8 protein-coding genes are annotated in these 16,810 nt (G+C 55.4%); 4 read left to right on the forward strand and 4 right to left on the reverse strand.

What is annotated here, in order from left to right; all coding sequences use genetic code 11:
* Positions 1–54: 54 nt before the first annotated feature.
* Positions 55–1,176, reverse strand: a complete 1,122-nt coding sequence (locus SFX18_02455; protein ID MDX1961985.1) for a hypothetical protein — start codon at positions 1,174–1,176, stop codon at positions 55–57.
* Between the two features lie 202 nt (positions 1,177–1,378).
* Positions 1,379–3,148 carry a c-type cytochrome domain-containing protein gene (locus SFX18_02460; GenBank protein ID MDX1961986.1) on the reverse strand — a complete coding sequence of 590 codons (1,770 nt, stop codon included), beginning with the start codon at positions 3,146–3,148 and terminating at the stop codon, positions 1,379–1,381.
* 323 nt (positions 3,149–3,471) lie between these two features.
* Here SFX18_02460 and SFX18_02465 point away from each other — a divergent pair, with 323 nt between their 5' ends.
* Both SFX18_02465 and SFX18_02470 read left to right on the forward strand, forming a co-directional pair.
* Positions 3,472–4,017: a sigma-70 family RNA polymerase sigma factor gene (locus SFX18_02465; GenBank protein MDX1961987.1), complete on the forward strand. Its 546-nt coding sequence runs from the start codon at positions 3,472–3,474 to the stop codon at positions 4,015–4,017.
* Positions 4,014–5,021 carry a hypothetical protein gene (locus SFX18_02470; protein MDX1961988.1) on the forward strand — a complete coding sequence of 336 codons (1,008 nt, stop codon included), beginning with the start codon at positions 4,014–4,016 and terminating at the stop codon, positions 5,019–5,021. The genes SFX18_02465 and SFX18_02470 overlap by 4 nt, the downstream gene beginning before the upstream one ends.
* A 7-nt stretch (positions 5,022–5,028) precedes the next feature.
* On the opposite strand, the gene SFX18_02475 is transcribed toward SFX18_02470, so the two are convergent.
* Together SFX18_02475 and SFX18_02480 are read right to left on the reverse strand one after the other, a co-directional pair.
* Positions 5,029–7,407: a type IV secretion system DNA-binding domain-containing protein gene (locus SFX18_02475; GenBank protein ID MDX1961989.1), complete on the reverse strand. Its 2,379-nt coding sequence runs from the start codon at positions 7,405–7,407 to the stop codon at positions 5,029–5,031.
* 205 nt (positions 7,408–7,612) lie between these two features.
* Positions 7,613–9,238: a DUF6798 domain-containing protein gene (locus tag SFX18_02480; GenBank protein MDX1961990.1), complete on the reverse strand. Its 1,626-nt coding sequence runs from the start codon at positions 9,236–9,238 to the stop codon at positions 7,613–7,615.
* Between the two features lie 657 nt (positions 9,239–9,895).
* On the opposite strand from SFX18_02480, the gene prpB reads away from it, so the two are divergent.
* Both prpB and SFX18_02490 read left to right on the forward strand, forming a co-directional pair.
* On the forward strand, positions 9,896–10,765 hold the full coding sequence (prpB, locus tag SFX18_02485) for a methylisocitrate lyase (GenBank protein ID MDX1961991.1): 870 nt from the start codon (positions 9,896–9,898) through the stop codon (positions 10,763–10,765).
* Between the two features lie 587 nt (positions 10,766–11,352).
* Positions 11,353–15,654 carry a fibronectin type III domain-containing protein gene (locus tag SFX18_02490; GenBank protein ID MDX1961992.1) on the forward strand — a complete coding sequence of 1,434 codons (4,302 nt, stop codon included), beginning with the start codon at positions 11,353–11,355 and terminating at the stop codon, positions 15,652–15,654.
* Positions 15,655–16,810: the final 1,156 nt, after the last annotated feature.

Genomic DNA, 16,810 nt, shown 5'->3' on the forward strand with positions numbered 1-16,810 from the left:
TCATAATCTTGGCTAGAAAATCTTTTCCGGAATATTGCCAAAGATTGCCCGCCTTTACTCTCCTGGCCGGTTGTACCGTACGCTGACGACGCTGCGGGGACGGCCGATGACCCGCTTGACGGGCACCCAGTTTTGGCCAGTTTTTTCGCCGATACCGGTCGCGGTGTCCGCGCCGCGGGTGCTTGTCTCATCGCCGGGGGCCTGGTCCTCGGGCTTCCAGGTCGCCGCAAACGTGGCGGTGATGACGCCAATGCTGCTCGTGGGGATCCCTTTTTTACCCGCCGCGCTGTCGGGGTAACTGGTCAATAAGAACGCCCTGGTGTCGTTATCGTCAAAGTACCAGCCGGTCACATCCACATGCTTGCCGGGGGGGACGATGACCTGGCTGCCAAAATTTCCTTTGCTGCTAAAGCTAAACATCGACAGCCCGTCCACCGTGACCAGGACGGCGGCTTCGTGGGGACTCCGATTGTACAACCGTACAATGTACTCTTCCCCTTTGTGCAGGGGGACAAACGCCCGCCCACTGGTTAATGTCGGCTGGCGGGAAGAGAGATCCGCCCCATCTTTGGTGAGGATTTCGATCCCAAATTCGCTCCCGGGAGCCGCCCGTACTTCGTTTTTGACAATGGTGGCCGCGGGGTTTTTTAGGGCGTTATTTTGCTTTTCACGACGCTCGTCGGCATTGGCGTTGGCGGGAAGATCAACCGTGCCGCCGGTAATCTGCAACGCCGCCGCGCCAAACACGCTGATATTGAACTTATCCAGATCGCGGTCGTTTTCATCCAAAAGCTGTGCTTTGACCAACAGGCCTATTTCTCCCTCAAACCGCTGTTCTTGGTCGGAGTTGGCAAACGAGCCAATCAATTGCAGTTTTGCATCATCGCGCACGTCGATTTTTTGGCTTTTGAGCGCGTTAATGACCAGTTGCCGCACGCCGGTTCCGCCGCTGGTCTTGAGCCGCGGAGGGGCCGTAAAATCCCCCACGATAACCGCGGTCTCGTTGTATTCCGTCAGTAGTTTCCCGACGTGTTTGGCGATCCGCTGGGCCGCTTCCTCCAACCGGTTAAAGCCGATATCCTCAACCTCGGCCGCCGCGACGGGTTGCCATTGCATTCCGTATGCCAAGCACGCGCTGCAAACCAGCATGAGCAATTGTTTGAATGATGGGGACATGGGAAACCTTGTTTGTGATGAATCAGTTATCGGTGGCAGTGTGAAGTCGTTCAGTTTTCAGATTGAAGTGACAGTTGTGCGGACATGTCTATGATGGAAAACGCACGTTCAACATAAATCTTCCATCTTGCATTTCTTACTCTTTTTGCTTTTTTTGTTGTTCTTGCGGCTAAACTCCCAACATGCTTTCCTGATGGCATCCTCAATTTCCAAAGTGGACCGGCACGCCCAATCGCAGCACCCGCGCGGTGCGATGATAGGCTTTTTCCCACATCGAGCGGGGAACAACTTCGCCGCGGGTGATTGGTTCCAAACCGGCGTTCTGCAAGGCCGCGTTCAGTTTTAATTGCGATTTTAGATCCGCGACCGTGGGAATGTTGTGTTCCGCGGCGGTCGCGTCATCGGCGGGAAGCAATAACTCGCGGGCGATGTCGTCAAATGTCAACTTGCGGTCGTAATGGCGGCTGACATGCGTGATCGGTTCGGGAAAGTCGATCGCCGAGCGTTTATCCTCGGGTGATGTCCGCAAAAACTGCAAGGTCGCCTTATCGAGTCCCAGTTGGTACCGTTCGCTATCCTCCCGGCGATAGCGTTCCATCACCTCGGCCACGGGAAAGATTTTGAGCACCTTATCGGCCACGGATTCTCCCTGGCGATTGACATATCCTTCCCGCAACGTGTCGGTAAAGGGGATAAAACCCTGGCGGTGGCAGCCAAAGCAGGAGATGCCATTGAGGATTTTATTTGATCCAGAAAACTGCTGGGGATCGCGGACGATATTGATCGGCCCCTCGTTTAAAACCGCCCCCTGGTCCGTGGCCAAATAAAAAGCCAGCAGGCCATTCGGCAGATGAAAAATCACCTCGCCCCCATCGTGCTTAAACGCCGCGCGGGAGGGTTTTTCCGGGTCGATTGGCCCTAACGGCTTGATAAAAAAGTCCACATCCCCCCCATCGGTTGCATTGTCAAAGCTGTCCCAATACGCGCCGTACTTGGCTTCTTGCCGCTGCACCATCCGCGAGTTATCGCTGACGCCGCTTTCGCGAAACGCCGCCCGGGCGGTGCGGTCGCGCTCCAGATTCTCCCGGGCATTTACCCCCAGCTCTTCTTCCAGGGCTTTTTGGCTTTGCGGTAAACCCAAAAGGGCATAGTACAGCGCGGGACGGGCGGCGTTGTAGACAAACCAATCGGCCCGCACATAGGGCAGGTCGGACTGTGCCAGGTCATACACTTTTTTGGCGGCGGGACTGCCGCGACTCAGTCCATAAGGGTAGCCCCCGGTGGTGTCGTCACCGCCGATCAGCAAGTTCCAGCGGTTCCCCTTGTCCCAGCCATAATCACGCAAGTCAATCGCCAAAAGCAACCCATCCGCATCGACCACGCGGGGGGGAGTGATCCGGACTTGTTTTGACAGGCTATTGATCAGTTTGCTTACCGCGGCGCGGACCAAGCGCAAATCATGGTCGCTGGCCGCGGGATTATTCCACAGATGCAAGAGGGTAAAATAGCGAGTAAATTGCCGATGCTCGGCGGGAACTTTTTCCAGGTCGGCGGCCAACGCTGCTAAAATCGTATCTTCCCCTTTGTAGGGACGGGCGGGACGATCCGCCGCTGGAAATTCCGCCCCCGCAGCGATCCATTTGCCAATCAGTTCTTTCTCCGCGGCGGTTGGCTGGGGCTGGTCCTCGGGAGGCATCCGCTCGGCGCTATCGGTGGCGGTCAGCCGCTGAAAAATCCGCGATGCCGCCGCGTCCCCCGGAACCAAAAACGGCTTTTCATCTTTGCTTTTAGGTTCAATCAGCGTCGCCCGGTCTAAAATATCCAAGCTAGGATAGGCAAAATCGGTCCCATGGCATTCGTAGCAATACTTACGCAAGAGCGCCGTGGCTTGCTCCGCCTCTCCGGCGTTCAGGGGATTGGCCAGGACAACGATGGCAACAAACGCCATACCCAGGGCAACAAGCGTTTTCATGATCCGCTTTCTCATGGAGGTAAACATGATTTGTCTCAAGTCACGGCAAAATGGGAGGTGTCTCGCCTGTGTGGCTTATTTTAACCAGCAAGCGGGGGATACTCCAAGATTTCTTCAGGGGAGACCTGTCCAAAAACCCTGGAGTCCTAAAAAACGCATAAAATTGCGTTCACATTGGCAAACGGAGGCGTCCGCCAATTCTTCCCCCGGTGGCGTAAAAAATTAATTGGAATTGAGGGGGAAGAATGGCTTCCCCCGTTCGTTGACACTACTGGATAGCCAGTTTGTTACCGATTCACCGTAAAAGTCACTTGACTCCCCGCGTGGAATGGCGACAAACTGGTGTCATGCACGCCGAAACACCAAATTGGGAAAGCCTTTACGACGAACACGCCCCTTCCCTGCTGCGCTGGCTGGGGTCAAAGGTCGGCCGTGACCAGGCGGAGGACTGTTTGCAGGAAATATGGCTGAAGGCCGTGGAAAAAGGATTTCCGGGGGGCCATTTTCGCGGTTGGATTTTTACCTTGGCGCGAAATTTTGTAATCGATCGCTCCCGTAGCGCCGCCTACAAATTATCGCGGATGACCACGCCCGGCAGTCATCCAGGAGAGGATGGCAAACCGTGGGAACCCCCAGATCAATCCGAATCGTCAGAGGATAGCTCTGATCTACTGGAATTGCTGTCGCGGTTGCGCGGATGCCTGGAAAAGCTGGACACGGATAAGGCCGCCGTGGTGCGGGGCTGGTTGAATGACTTGCCCTACAAACAATTGGCCCTGGAATTACAAATGGAAGCGTCGCAGATTTCAAAACGCTTTGACACCGCCAAAAACCAACTGCGGCGCTGCCTGCGGGAGGAAACCCCATGAACGCCCGTATTTTAGAGATCCCCAGCGAACCAGCGGACATTGCCGACTGGTTGGCCCGGGAACTAGTCGGCCCCGGACTGCCGCAACTGGCGCGGGAACTGCAAACAATTCACGGCGGGACAACTACCACCGCCACCGACGAAGAACTTTATCAATGGCTGGGCGGGGACAAAGCGATCCTGTTGGAACAAGGACTTACCGCTGTTTCGACGGATAAACAGAAACAACTTTTAGGCAGGCCGGAACTATTGGTCCCGCTCCAGGAATTGATTTTAATTGAAGGGGGCCAAATTTGGGAAAGACTGTTAGCCGCCGAACCGGACGTCGCTAGCGCTAGCCAGCGAGTTAAGAAAAAACTACAACTTCACAATCCCTTGTTTGCCGCGGGTAATTCCGGATCAACAGATATCCAGCGCCCCTCTTCCCTCCCCCCCCATATCAATTGGCGCTACTTGTGGACGGCGGTGGCGGTGGCGGCGTCGATTTTGGTGCTAAGCTTGTGGATTCCCCAGGGAAACCCTCCCCTCCCCCAACCGACCTGGGGCTGGCATGGCCCGGATTTGCTTTCGCAAAAATTGCCTCCGGCGGAATACTTGCAAACCTTGGCCAAGGCGGGTGACGCCTGGTTTAACAAGCGGCCCGACTCGACCGTCACGCTTAAGCAGCGAATTGTAGAAATGCGCAGCGGCTGCGACCGGCTCATTGTCGCCGAACATCCGCAATTGCCCCCTGTCGAGCGGGATTGGTTGCGGGAAAAATGTAAACTCTGGCGGGATAAATTTGACGCTCAACTGGCCGCGTTAGATAAAGGGACGGCCAGGGAAAAAGTCCAAGCGGAAATGGACGACATTGTTAAAAAGCTGGTGACCGCCCTGAATTCACGGGCGGAGGAATATAAAATGCGCGCGGGCATTTCAGCACGGCAGCCGGAATCGCCCGCAGGATATTTCCCGGGCAACGCGGTAGCGCGTATCAAACGATCACCAACGGGGATGACCGGTTAATCACCGGTTATACTACAACCGGCATCCAGGCCAAAACCACCTTATTCACGGTAATGTCGGCTTTCTTGGGCGTTAGGCACAGTTCCTCCAGCGGTAGCTTATCCGCCTGCACGGTATTTTCAATCTTCTCGCATTCAAGCTTAAATTCTTGATTCATTTCCTCAAACCGGGCGTTTAGCGCTTCTACCGTTTCTTCGGCATGGCCCACGTCGGCCTGCTGGCTGAGTGCCCGGCTGGCGGCCCGCGCGCCCGTGGCGGCGCGGCCAACATTCGCCGAGCTGGCTAGTTTGCGGCCAAAGACCGACCCGATCACCGAGGAACCAATCGTGATCACTGATTGAATGACCGTGCCGCGGGCTTGTTCTTTTTCCTTGGCCACTTTTTGTTCGGCCTTGCGAATCTGCTCCTTGAGCGCGGTCATCTTGGGGGAGTACTTTTGGCGCAGCTTTTCCAGTTCGGTGTCGCGCAGTTCGCGCGCGGCCTGGGACAAGCGGATGCGAAACTCCGCTTGCGATTCCCCCGGTTGGGAGACAATTTTCAGTTTGGCATATTTCCACAGGGGGAGCCGTTTGGTTCGATACAGGGAATCGCGCAGATCGCTGGCAAAACCCTCGTAGGCTTTCGCTTTGCAAAGCGCGGCGGGAAGCGTGGCAAACCGCGCGCCATCCTCAGGTCCGCTATCTAGATCGACTCCTGCCTCGGTCATATCCTCGGCGGAGGTCCAAACTTCGTCGGTCAACTTGCCATCCACCGGAACCAGGAATGTCACGTTTTCACTATGGTCAATCCCCTGCGCCGCATTTTGATAATGAACCTTGGCCGTGCCATACAGCGCCGGGCGATACTCCACGCCCTTCCCGGCTGGCTTTGCGGCGCGGCGGGCGATAAAGACTTCTTCGATTCCAGGGGGAAGAACCGGGCGACTGGCGGAATCCGCCATTTTTTGCACGGTCTCGGTCGCGGCCGCGCCATCCCGCAAGGGAGCCATCAACGTGCGGATCTGCTCGCTGGAAATTGGCCCCCGCAAGTACGACAACGCCCAGCGTGTTTGCAGCACGACCGGGGCATCCTCGTGCACGTTATTCATCAGGAACACTCTATTCCCTAGGCTAGAAAGCGTTTTTTCCAGCTCCGCCCGGTCAAACGCTGCTCCCGCGGCGGTCGAGGCCCCCTCCAATCCGTCTAGCACCCGCAGCTTGTCCCGCTCGGTCTGCAATCTGCCCAGAAACCACGTCCCGCAGTTGGATAACCCCTTGTAATCCAAATCCACCGGGTTTTGCGTCGCCAACACCACGCCCAGGCCGAACGCGCGGGCCTGCTTTAGCAGCGTCAGCATGGGCGTCTTGCTAGGTGGATTGGCGGTAGGGGGAAAATAGCCAAAAACCTCATCCATGTACAAAATCGCCCGCAGGCTGGTGGTACCGGTCTGGGCTCGCATCCAGGCGATGACCGCGTTGAGGACGATCGTGACAAAAAACATCCGTTCCGCGTCGCTCAGATGCGCGATGGATAAAATGACATGCCGCGGCTTGCCCGTGGAGGTGTAGAGCAACTTTTGGATATCCAAGGGAGCGCCGGTCAGCCAAGTCTGAAAGCCGGGTGACGCCAGCAAATTATTGAGCGCCATGGCCAGGGTAAAGCGGTCCTTTTGCGGGAAGAAGCTTTCCAGGTCTAAAAAGCCAAGCTTGTCAAACGGCGGGGTTTGAATCTCGCGAATAAGTTCGCCTAATGCGACATCCTTGCCCTCTTGCCAAGCCCGCTCGAGCAACGTGGCCAACAAGATAAATTCGCGGCTGCGCAGGGGATCCCCTTCGATTTGCAAGAGCGCCAACAACCCCGCCACGGCGCTGTTAATTTGTTCGCGCAAGGCGTCCGGTTGTTCGCGGATAGCGGCGGCGGGGGCGGCAAACGACTTCAGCACAGTGAGCGGCAGTCCCGCGTTACTGCCCGGGGTATAAATCGCTACTTCCACCGCGTCGCGGAATTTTTGAATGCGCTCGGGAGGTTGGTCCCAGTCCCCCAAGCCTTTTTTCCATCGCGCCGCGACATCCGTGGCGTATTCCTCGACTGATTTTCCCTGCCGCGTCGCTTCGCCCGGATCGATCCAGGGTTGAAAATCAGTGGGGCGAAGCTGGGGAAACGTCAGACACAAGTTGGCAATATCTCCCTTTGGATCGATGATGATCGCCGGGATTCCGTCAATGGCCGCTTCTTCGAGTAATGCCAGGCACAGCCCCGTTTTACCGCTGCCGGTCATACCCACGCAGAGTGCGTGCGTGACCAAATCCTTGGCGTCATAGAGCAGGTATTCGGACCGTGTTTTACCGCTGGCCAGATCGTAGGGCTTGCCCAAATAAAATTGGCCGAGGACTTCGTAGTCGGACATAAATGAGAGCGGCTAAGAGTGAAGGAAATGGATGTTCCCAGCTAATCGCTGGAAGTCAACGTATATTATGCAATGCCCCGTAAAAATCCGAAATAGCGTCGTTTGTCATGCCCCCTGTTCCCCGATCCCCTGCACCTCCGCATCCCTGCTTCTCCCCTCCCTAGAATTCCGCCGATGCCATCGGCGGCTTTGTGATCCCTGTTCCCTATTCCCCGTTCAAAGCATACACGGCGAACATTTTGTTTTGGTACAAGGCTGGCTCCGTCAGACGCGGTGTGTCGTCAAAATAAACCACAATCGCATAATCCGCCCCGTATTTCTTGCCCAATTCCTGGAGCCGTGGCAGCCCGTGGTGCGCGAGTGAATCATGCCAACGGTCCAGCGGATTGGCGGGGTTATCTTCCCCATGCAAATCGCGCAACCTTTGCCACCACGCCACCAGACTGGCGGCGTCCTGGGGCATATCCTTCCAGTTGACGACTTCTCCGCGCTGGGCGTACCACTTGAACGTGGCCGATAAGCGTGGCGTCAAAAAACGGGCTGATGAAGAGGTGTTTTCCCGTGCCCAGCGGCAGACATCTCGCCATTCCGTCAGGATATAGTTGCGGCGTTGATCGGGCCGGGCATCGACGCTGGCGGTATGCAGCCCCGGCACAGTAAATGGCCAATGAGGCATTTGTGCAGCGGTATCCCAGATGACCGCCGCGAGCAAAATCCCCCCCAGGCCCCAGGCCCGCCAATTGCCGCGCGAGGCAAATAACTCAACAACCCGCCACGCGGCAAAGCCCGCTAAGAGCGGAACAAACGCATCGCTACTGCGAAACCAGTAGTAACGCAACAGCGCATGCAGGCGGACAGGGTTGTCATGCCATAATATTTGAATGGTCAGACCCGCCATGAGTATGAGCACGCTCCCCACACACCATAGGACAAAAATATCCCAACGCCGCGGTAGCTCGGTTTGGTCACAAGGGACAGGATTTTTCCCGTTTGGCAGATTGTCGCGATCTTCCAGCAGCCAGATTCCCGTCAACAGGGTTAGCGTAAACGCCAACAATCCCAAAAAACGCACAAAATGCCGGTTGGGAAAGCGTTCTGGCAACAGATGATGGGAAAGCCGCTCGACCACATAGATTTCATTCGCTTGGGCGACAATATCCGCCTCTTGCCCGCGCGTCAGTTCCACTCCCCACCAAATCGACGGTGCTGCCAAAAGTCCCCCCACCACCCACGCGGGCCAGACTTTTGCCAGGGGGCAAGCGCTGCGGCCTAACACGAGCCACGCAATAAACGCGGCAATGGTGGACCACCCCCCCGCCAAAACATGAAATGCGCTCGCCGCGCCAAACAGCACAAACGCGCTACGCCAATGATCACACACTGCGCGGGCGACCGCGAATAAAATCAAAATATACGCAAAACCTTTGGCCTCGATGCCCCCTACCACCCATTCACCCGCCAGGTGATAGCGCTCATTCAGACCCACAAAGAGCGCGGCCGCCAGTGGGCCTCCGGCCGGATAGCGTAGTAATTTTCCCGCTAAATATTGCCACGCCGCCGCCAAACCCGCCCAAGTCAACAGTCGCCCCAGCCAGGCCGACCACTCCAATGGCATCACACGCGTGGTCCAGCCCCAGGTCCAATAAAACACTTGATGGGCGTCGGCGGATTCTAAAAAGAGTTCACCCTGGCCAAAATCAGGCTGCCAATAATGCCGCGCTTTGGTCAGATAATGGGTTTCGTTGGAGTCGGGTGTGGGCCAGGCTCCGTGCAAAAAAAACAGACTAAAAGTCGCCAGCCAACAGAGAAAATGTGTGATACGCAAGGGCATGGCGGGATGTTGCAGGGGCGAGGGGGTGGTGGATAGTGGGTAGGGGATAGTGGGTAGGGGATAGTGGTTGGTGGGTAGTGGTTGGTGGGTAGTGGTTGGTGGGTAGTGGTTGGTGGGTAGTGGTTGGTGGGTAGTGGTTGGTGGGTAGTGGTTGGTGGGTAGTGGGTAGTGGGTAGTGGGTAGTGGGTAGTGGGTAGTGGGTAGTGGGTAGGGAACACAAAGCTGCCGATGGCAATGGTGGAACTGTTGGTGCAGAGGTGCGGGGGAGCAGGGGAACAGGGTGAGGGGACAAAACCGCCGATGGCATTGGTGGGTTAAAACGCTGTATTCTGTGTCTAAGCAAATATTTTTAGTTGGTAAACCGGTTGCTGGTCCAAGTCTTTTGATCCTCGTGGGCCGAAGGCCCGACCTATCCCAGCCGCGCCTAAGGAGTTGTGGCAAGCGCAGTGTCGCCCTAGGTAAATGGACAGGACCAACGGCCCGATTCATCATCGCTGACAATCATGTTGTTACCACTTTCGCATATCATAGCCCAAAAACAAACTTACGAACAACGCAATTGCCCACGTCCACTGCCATTGTCATATTCGAAAACGGCCAAATGCGGTAAACTATATACAGCTTGCATCCCGCAAATGATTCCCTCGTATAACTCCTATGACCTCCACCGGACATACTTTTCGCAAACTTCTATCCACCGGCCCTGTCCCGTTACCCGGGGCCTTTAATCCCCTAGTGGGGCGGATGATCGCCGCTAGCGGGTTTCAGGCGGCCTATCTGTCCGGGGCCGCTTTTTCCGCCGGGCAGTTGGCCCTCCCCGATGTCGGCCTGTTTGGCCTGGCCGAACTGGCGGAAGAGACCCGGCGGCTCACCCGCGCTTGTGATTTGCCCATTTTGGTCGATGCGGATACCGGTTTTGGCGAGGCCCTGGCCGTGGAGCGGACCATGCGCGAACTGGAAGACGCTGGCGCGGCGGCCATCCAAATCGAGGATCAAGAACTCCCCAAGCGCTGTGGTCATCTAAGCGGTAAAAGTCTCATTTCCACGGATGCCATGTGCGCAAAAATTCGGGCGGCCGTGGCCGCGCGGCGAGATCCAGCGACCATGCTTGTTGCCCGGACCGATGCCCGCGGCGTGACCAACCTGGAGGAAGCCATTTTGCGGGCGCGAGCGTATGTGGCGGCGGGGGCGGACGCGATTTTTCCCGAGGCGCTAACCACCCGCGAGGAATATGTCCGGTTTCGCCAGGAGATCCAGACACCCCTCATTGCCAATATGACCGAATTTGGCAAATCGCCGCTCCTTTCGCTGCAGGAATGGGGCTCCTTGGGTTATAACGGAGTCCTCTTTCCCGTAACTCTCTTGCGTGTGGCCCTGCGAGGCGTTCAGGCCGCGTTGCGGGAATTGCGGGCCACGGGCACACAAGCAGGTTTTTTATCCCAGCTACAAACCCGCCAAGAACTGTATGACCTATTAGGTTACCAAGATTATGAAACGCGGGACCAAGCCTATTTTGGCAATTTGTAACATAACCTGGTACGAGTTAATACAAATCCGTCACCGATTTCCCCGTAGCGGCGACGTTTCGTCGCCGAAGGTCAGTACCGACGAGTTTTACTCGCCGATCTGCCCGTAGCGGCGAGTTTCACTCGCCGAATTAGTTTTTAGTTACTGGTTTTTGGTTTTTGGTTCAAAAGTCTTTCTACCGCAAATCGGTTACAGCCCCTAGCCCCGGGTTGGAGCGCAACGACCACCCGAGGGACGCAAAACAACCCCTCCCCAATTTTGCCGCGACGCCCACAAAGCCGCCGCTGGCATCGGCGGTGGGGGTGCGTGGGAAGAGGGATGCGGGGTGAGAATTGCGTGGAAAAATGTAGGAGGCAACTCCGTTGCCGAATTCCGCCGTGCAGCCGAAATCCACGCCAGAGTATCGTAAACCCGCTTACCAGCAAGATTTTTCGCGTAAATCCCCCTTCTGCATTTTTAATCGTAATTTTTTGATTTAAACCATCAAATCCTAACAATCTCTTTGCTAAAATTGAAACTACCCCCCACAGGCAATCTCCCATAAAATTGACAACATTCGGGGCAGACTATTTCATTCGGGGCAAACCATGTCCAGCGCACGCGATTTCTTTGGCGGTTCCCGACCAGTTCAAAATTCACCTTCCGCCCGGCTCTTTTCCGCCGCGCGCCGTCGCCGCGCGGGCTTTGAGCAATTAGAACCCCGCCTCCCCTTAGCGGGGGATTTGGAGTTGGTGAAGGATATTAATCCATTTCCTTTATCTTCTGCACCTAAAGAGTATATCGACCTCGGCGGGACTGTTTACTTCACAGCAAATGACGGTGTTAGTGGCATAGAGCTTTGGAAGAGTGATGGTACGGCGGCGGGAACTGTCCGCGTCAAGGATATCAAGCCTGGTGTAGATTCATCAAACCCACGCAATCTAACGGTCGTCGGCGGTACACTCTTTTTCATAGCCGATGAACTTGCCACTGGAATTGAGCTTTGGAAGAGTGACGGGACCGAGACCGGAACCGTGCGTGTCAAGGATATCCGTCCAGGTAATTTTTCTTCATTTTCCTCGTTTTATACCAATTACTTGTCAAACATAAATGGTACTCTATATTTTAGTGCTAACGATGGTATAAACGGATATGAATTGTGGAAGAGCGATGGGAGCGAGGCTGGCACCGTCCGCGTTAAGGATATCCGTCCAGGTACAAATTCGTCTAGCCCTCGCGCCATGACAAACGTTGCAGGTAAGCTATTTTTCATTGCCAACGACGGCATTAGTGGAAACGAATTGTGGAAAAGTGATGGAACCGCGACGGGCACCGTGCGCATCAAAGATATTAATTCTGGTACATTGTCCGCTTTTTTAACTACTTCAAATCCTTTACGCAATATTGGCGGAACGCTGTACTTTCAGGCTAACAACGGGATAAGTGGATATGATCTGTGGAAGAGCGACGGGACCGAAGCCGGCACTGTGCGCGTCAAGGATATCCGGCCCACTACTGGTTCCAGCAGGATTAGCAATCTGTCGAATGTCGGTGAAACCCTCTTTTTCACCACCAATGACGGCAACAGTGGTATTGAACTCTGGAAAAGTGATGGAACCGAGATTGGCACCGTTCGTGTCAAAGATATCCGTCCGGGTGCAAATTCATCTAATCCCAGCAACCTAACGAACTTCGGCGGAACGCTATTTTTCTTTGCCGATGACGGGTTCAGCGGCATTGAACTCTGGCAGAGCGACGGGACCGAGACCGGAACAGTACTCGTCAAAGATATACGGCCAGTTACAAATGACTTTTCTCCAAGTAACCTAACTGTAATAGGCGGGATGCTCTTTTTCACCGCGAATAATGGGGTCAGTGGCTACGAACTATGGAAGAGCGACGGGACCGAGACCGGAACAGTACTCGTCAAAGATATACGTCCGGGCACAATTTCTTCTAGCACTCACAATCTGTTGAATGTTGGAGGCATTCTCTTTTTCACAGCCAATGATGGGGTAACTGGTAATGAGCTGTGGAAGAGCGATGGAACTGAGGCGGGGACACAACTTGTAAAAGACATTCAACCGGGTGAGAGTTCGTCTAACATACGCAATCTGACGGACGTCGGCGGGACTCTTTTCTTTAGAGCAAATATTGGCGCTAGCGGCACTGAGCTATGGAAAAGCGATGGGACTGAAGCGGGTACCGTCCTTGTTAAGGATATTTGGTCGGGCACTATCGGTGCTTCCCCAAGCAATTTTACAGAAGTCGGCGGAATTCTCTTTTTTACCGCCGCTGACGGAGACAGCGGCACTGAGCTATGGAAAAGCGACGGGACCGAAGCCGGTACCATCTTGGTCAAAGATATACTACCGGGTTCTCGCAACTCCTACCCTCAAAACTTAATAAACGTCGACGGTACCCTCTTCTTTTCTGCCAATGACGGTGTGAGCGGTAGGGAATTGTGGAAGAGCGACGGGACCGAGGCGGGGACCATCCTTGTCAAGGATATCCGTGCTGGGGCTAATTCCTCTAACCCTTTTTACTTTACAGACGTGGGAGGGACGCTTTTTTTCAGGGCCGATGACGGCGTGAACGGACGAGAACTCTGGAAGAGTGATGGAACTGAAGAGGGTACTGTTCTTGTCAAAGATATACGCTCCGGTACAAACTCCTCAACCCTAAGTGAGTTGACGAACGTCGACGGTACCCTCTTCTTTTCTGCCGATGACGGTGTGAGCGGTAGGGAATTGTGGAAGAGCGACGGGACCGAGGCGGGCACCTTTCTGTTCAAAGATATTCGGCCGGGTTCTGGCAACGCCTACCCTAGCGACCTCATAAATATTGATGGGACGCTGTACTTTAGGGCCAATGATGGTTCCAGCGGTACTGAGTTATGGAAGAGTGACGGGACCGAAGTGGAGACCGTCCGCGTCAAGGATATTTGGCAAGGTGCAAATTCCTCTTTCCCTAATGCCCTTACAAATGTCGGCGGGATTTTCTATTTCTGGGCTAACGATGGCATGAGTGGATTTGAACTCTGGAAGAGTGACGGGACCGATGCTGGCACCGTACTAGTTAAGGATATAAGGGCGGGTTCTGCAAATTCCTCAGCGAGTTACCTGACAAATGTCAACGGCACGCTCTATTTCTTTGCAGATGATGGTGTTAACGGCTCTGAACTCTGGAAAAGTGACGGGACCGAGGTGGGAACTGTCCCGGTCCGGTTACCAGGGAATGTGCCGCTGCTTAATCCGACCTCACTGGTCGTTGCCGGAGACCGCCTATTTGTGGCGGGCAGTCGACCAGAAGTCGGAGAGGAATTATTTTCGATTCAGCTTGATCCTGCCACTCCATCAAATTTGCAGGCCACGCCCACGGGGGCTAATAAAATCCAGCTTTCCTGGGCGGACAACGCCACCAGCGAGACCGACTATCGTGTCGAACGCTCCATCAATGGCCCGGCGGGCCCCTTTACGACGATTGCCACGCTCCCCCCCAATGCGACCAGCTACACGAACACACAGTTGCCGTCGTATGTGAACTACACATACCGCGTCGTAGCGACCAGCACAGTGGGGGAGTCTGACCCATCGAACATCGCCACCGCCAGCGCGACGCTGGAACTGATCACCGGCACGAGCGCCGCCGACACCTATCGTGTCCGCCGCAATGGCACAACGCTCGAAATCTACGAAAACACGCTCCCCGGCCCAGGTGTCAATCCCGACTACGTGGCGGAACTGGCGGCAATGACGACCGGGGTGCTCACGTTCAATACGCTTGCCGGCAACGACGCGCTCGTGATCGACGCCAACGGCGCGGCGGATTTCGGCGCGCTGCGGTTCGTCTATAATGCTGGCGCGGATGAAAACACGTTGCAGATTACCGCGGGCGTGGCGCGTGTCGATAGCACAGCCAGCGGCGGGACGCTCGATACGACCGTCGCCGCGGGGGCCACACTGTTGACCGCGGGCCTGCGACAGCGGGATCTCACGCTGGCCGGGGCGAACTCGGTTGTTCGCGTGTTGCCAAGTGGCGCGGCGGCGGGGCTGGTCGTCCTTTCCCGCAATCTATCGATTGCCAATGGCGCTGTCCTGGACCTCAACGATAACGATCTGGTCCTGCACTACGACCCGCAAGCAGTCAGTCCACTCGCGGCCATCACCACCCTCGTGGACAACTTTTACACGTTTGGTCCGCTTCCCGGCGGCGGCGTCCCCCTCATCGGCAGCACTACAGTCGACAACTCCGGCGGCACACGCGTCATCATTCCCGTCGATAACGCCAATAGCCAGTTTGGCGACGTCGGCAACCCGTTTTATGACCTGACGCTGGGCGACAGCGGTGCGGGAACAGGCTTTAGCCAGATAATCGTCCGGTTCACTTATCCCGGAGATTACAACCTGGATGGGCAGGTGGATGGCGCGGATTATATCGTCGTCGATTCCCTTCCCGGCACCGTGACGCCCGGACTATCCGGCGGCTGGACCTTGGGTGACGGCAATTTTGACGGCACGATCACTGGCGCTGATTATTTGCCCATTGATAGCAACTTTGGCTCGGGCGTCGGCAGTCCGCTGGCGGTGCTGGACCTACGACCGCTGGGCGTATCCCCGGTCCCGATCGCGCCGGCAGTGACCAAAGAGCGGGTGATCAAAGAGCGGGGCGAGCCACGGACGACGCCCACGCTAGCCGCGCTCTTTGCCGATGATTGGCTCTTTGCCAACGAAGATGATTGGTGGGACGGTTTCGCCGGGGACGGTTACAATTTGGAAGGTGATAATTGGGATGGGGATGCGGACGCGCTTCTGGCGGGGGCCGTGTGGGAACTAGCGACCGGTAAACACGGCAAGTCCCGGCAAACCACATCGGCCCGGGACACGCTGTTTAACGCGGTTGGGGATTGACCGTGCCTTGGGCCTTCGCCCGCCAACCGAGTAATTTTTTGCAAATGCCAAGCTGCGTCATGAATCGGGCCTTTGGCCCTTACCTCATATTGCGTTAACCTACCTAGGGCGACGCTGGGCTTGCCACAGTTCAAAAAACAACAGCTGGAATAGAAGGCCTTTGGCCCACAACGGATCAAACGCCACTGGCCCGTAAGTGTAGAAACCTTGTAGAAGTCGCGAAAATCACGAGAAATTAACGATGAGTCGCGCTGGTAGCCAAGCACAGCTAATGTTCATCAGCGCGTGTGTATCCTGGCTCACGGAGGGTTTCCGTTCCGCCCAAACTGCCCCGTCACGAAAGAGAAATCCTGCTAAACCGAACCCCGACAAAAGAAAACCCACCAAACAAAAAAACCCCACAAATTGTGGGGTATCGGACTCTACTGGATACTATACAAACGTGCAGGTACCCCTACGGGGGGTAAACGAAGAAATCCTAACTATCTTTTGTGACAAGCACTTACGTCAAATAGCACAGGCATTTTGTGCATTTTCTGACGAACTCAAAGCTGAGCTGGCTGATTTGGTATCGCTCTGGTCCAAGCTCGCTATCGAATCTCGCGAGCAGGCTAAGGATTTAGTACTGGAAGCTTTGACTGTGCACCCTGGCGGAAGTGAATTCCAGAACTTATTGCACGGTGACAAGTGACAGAACCCTGCAAATCGTCGGAGTTACGGGGGTTGTGTCACTCAGACCCTAGCTTCCCGTTGAGGAAACGGCATCCGCTAGCTCCATTGGGTGAAGGTAAAATCTTCTAACCGATGGCCAAAAAGCTGGGAGGATAGGCGGGTGGTATGGCCGGGGAGGTAACCAACGCCCATAGGTCGGATTTTGATCTAGCCCGTAGGTGTAGTCTCATTCGGTCCCCTTGAAACCAAAAGGAACTCACTGAAACTAGTGTGGTGGCTCACACTATTGGATACTTTTAGAATCTGGAATTTGTGGTACCACTGCTCAGTAAAATCCGATATCGCCTGACAATTTTGGTTCCTACAATTCAGAGACACTACACTAGCTAGCATTAGCAGTATCACAATCCGGGTTTTTTTTTCGAGCGATCCTTCGGTAGTTGGCGTTGCATTTGCCTAACTTATTTGCTCCACTGAGGTGGAT

The sequence above is a fragment of the Pirellulales bacterium genome, assembly GCA_033762255.1.
In the GTDB taxonomy this organism is placed as follows: domain Bacteria; phylum Planctomycetota; class Planctomycetia; order Pirellulales; family JALHPA01; genus JANRLT01.

Excerpts from the sequence above, each read along its gene's own strand:
- SFX18_02455 (MDX1961985.1), bottom strand. The coding sequence starts at position 1,176 with ATGTCCCCATCATTCAAACAATTGCTCATGCTGGTTTGCAGCGCGTGC.
- SFX18_02460 (MDX1961986.1), bottom strand. The coding sequence starts at position 3,148 with ATGAAAACGCTTGTTGCCCTGGGTATGGCGTTTGTTGCCATCGTTGTC.
- SFX18_02470 (MDX1961988.1), top strand. The coding sequence starts at position 4,014 with ATGAACGCCCGTATTTTAGAGATCCCCAGCGAACCAGCGGACATTGCC.
- SFX18_02475 (MDX1961989.1), bottom strand. The coding sequence starts at position 7,407 with ATGTCCGACTACGAAGTCCTCGGCCAATTTTATTTGGGCAAGCCCTAC.
- SFX18_02480 (MDX1961990.1), bottom strand. The coding sequence starts at position 9,238 with ATGCCCTTGCGTATCACACATTTTCTCTGTTGGCTGGCGACTTTTAGT.
- prpB (MDX1961991.1), top strand. The coding sequence starts at position 9,896 with ATGACCTCCACCGGACATACTTTTCGCAAACTTCTATCCACCGGCCCT.
- SFX18_02490 (MDX1961992.1), top strand. The coding sequence starts at position 11,353 with ATGTCCAGCGCACGCGATTTCTTTGGCGGTTCCCGACCAGTTCAAAAT.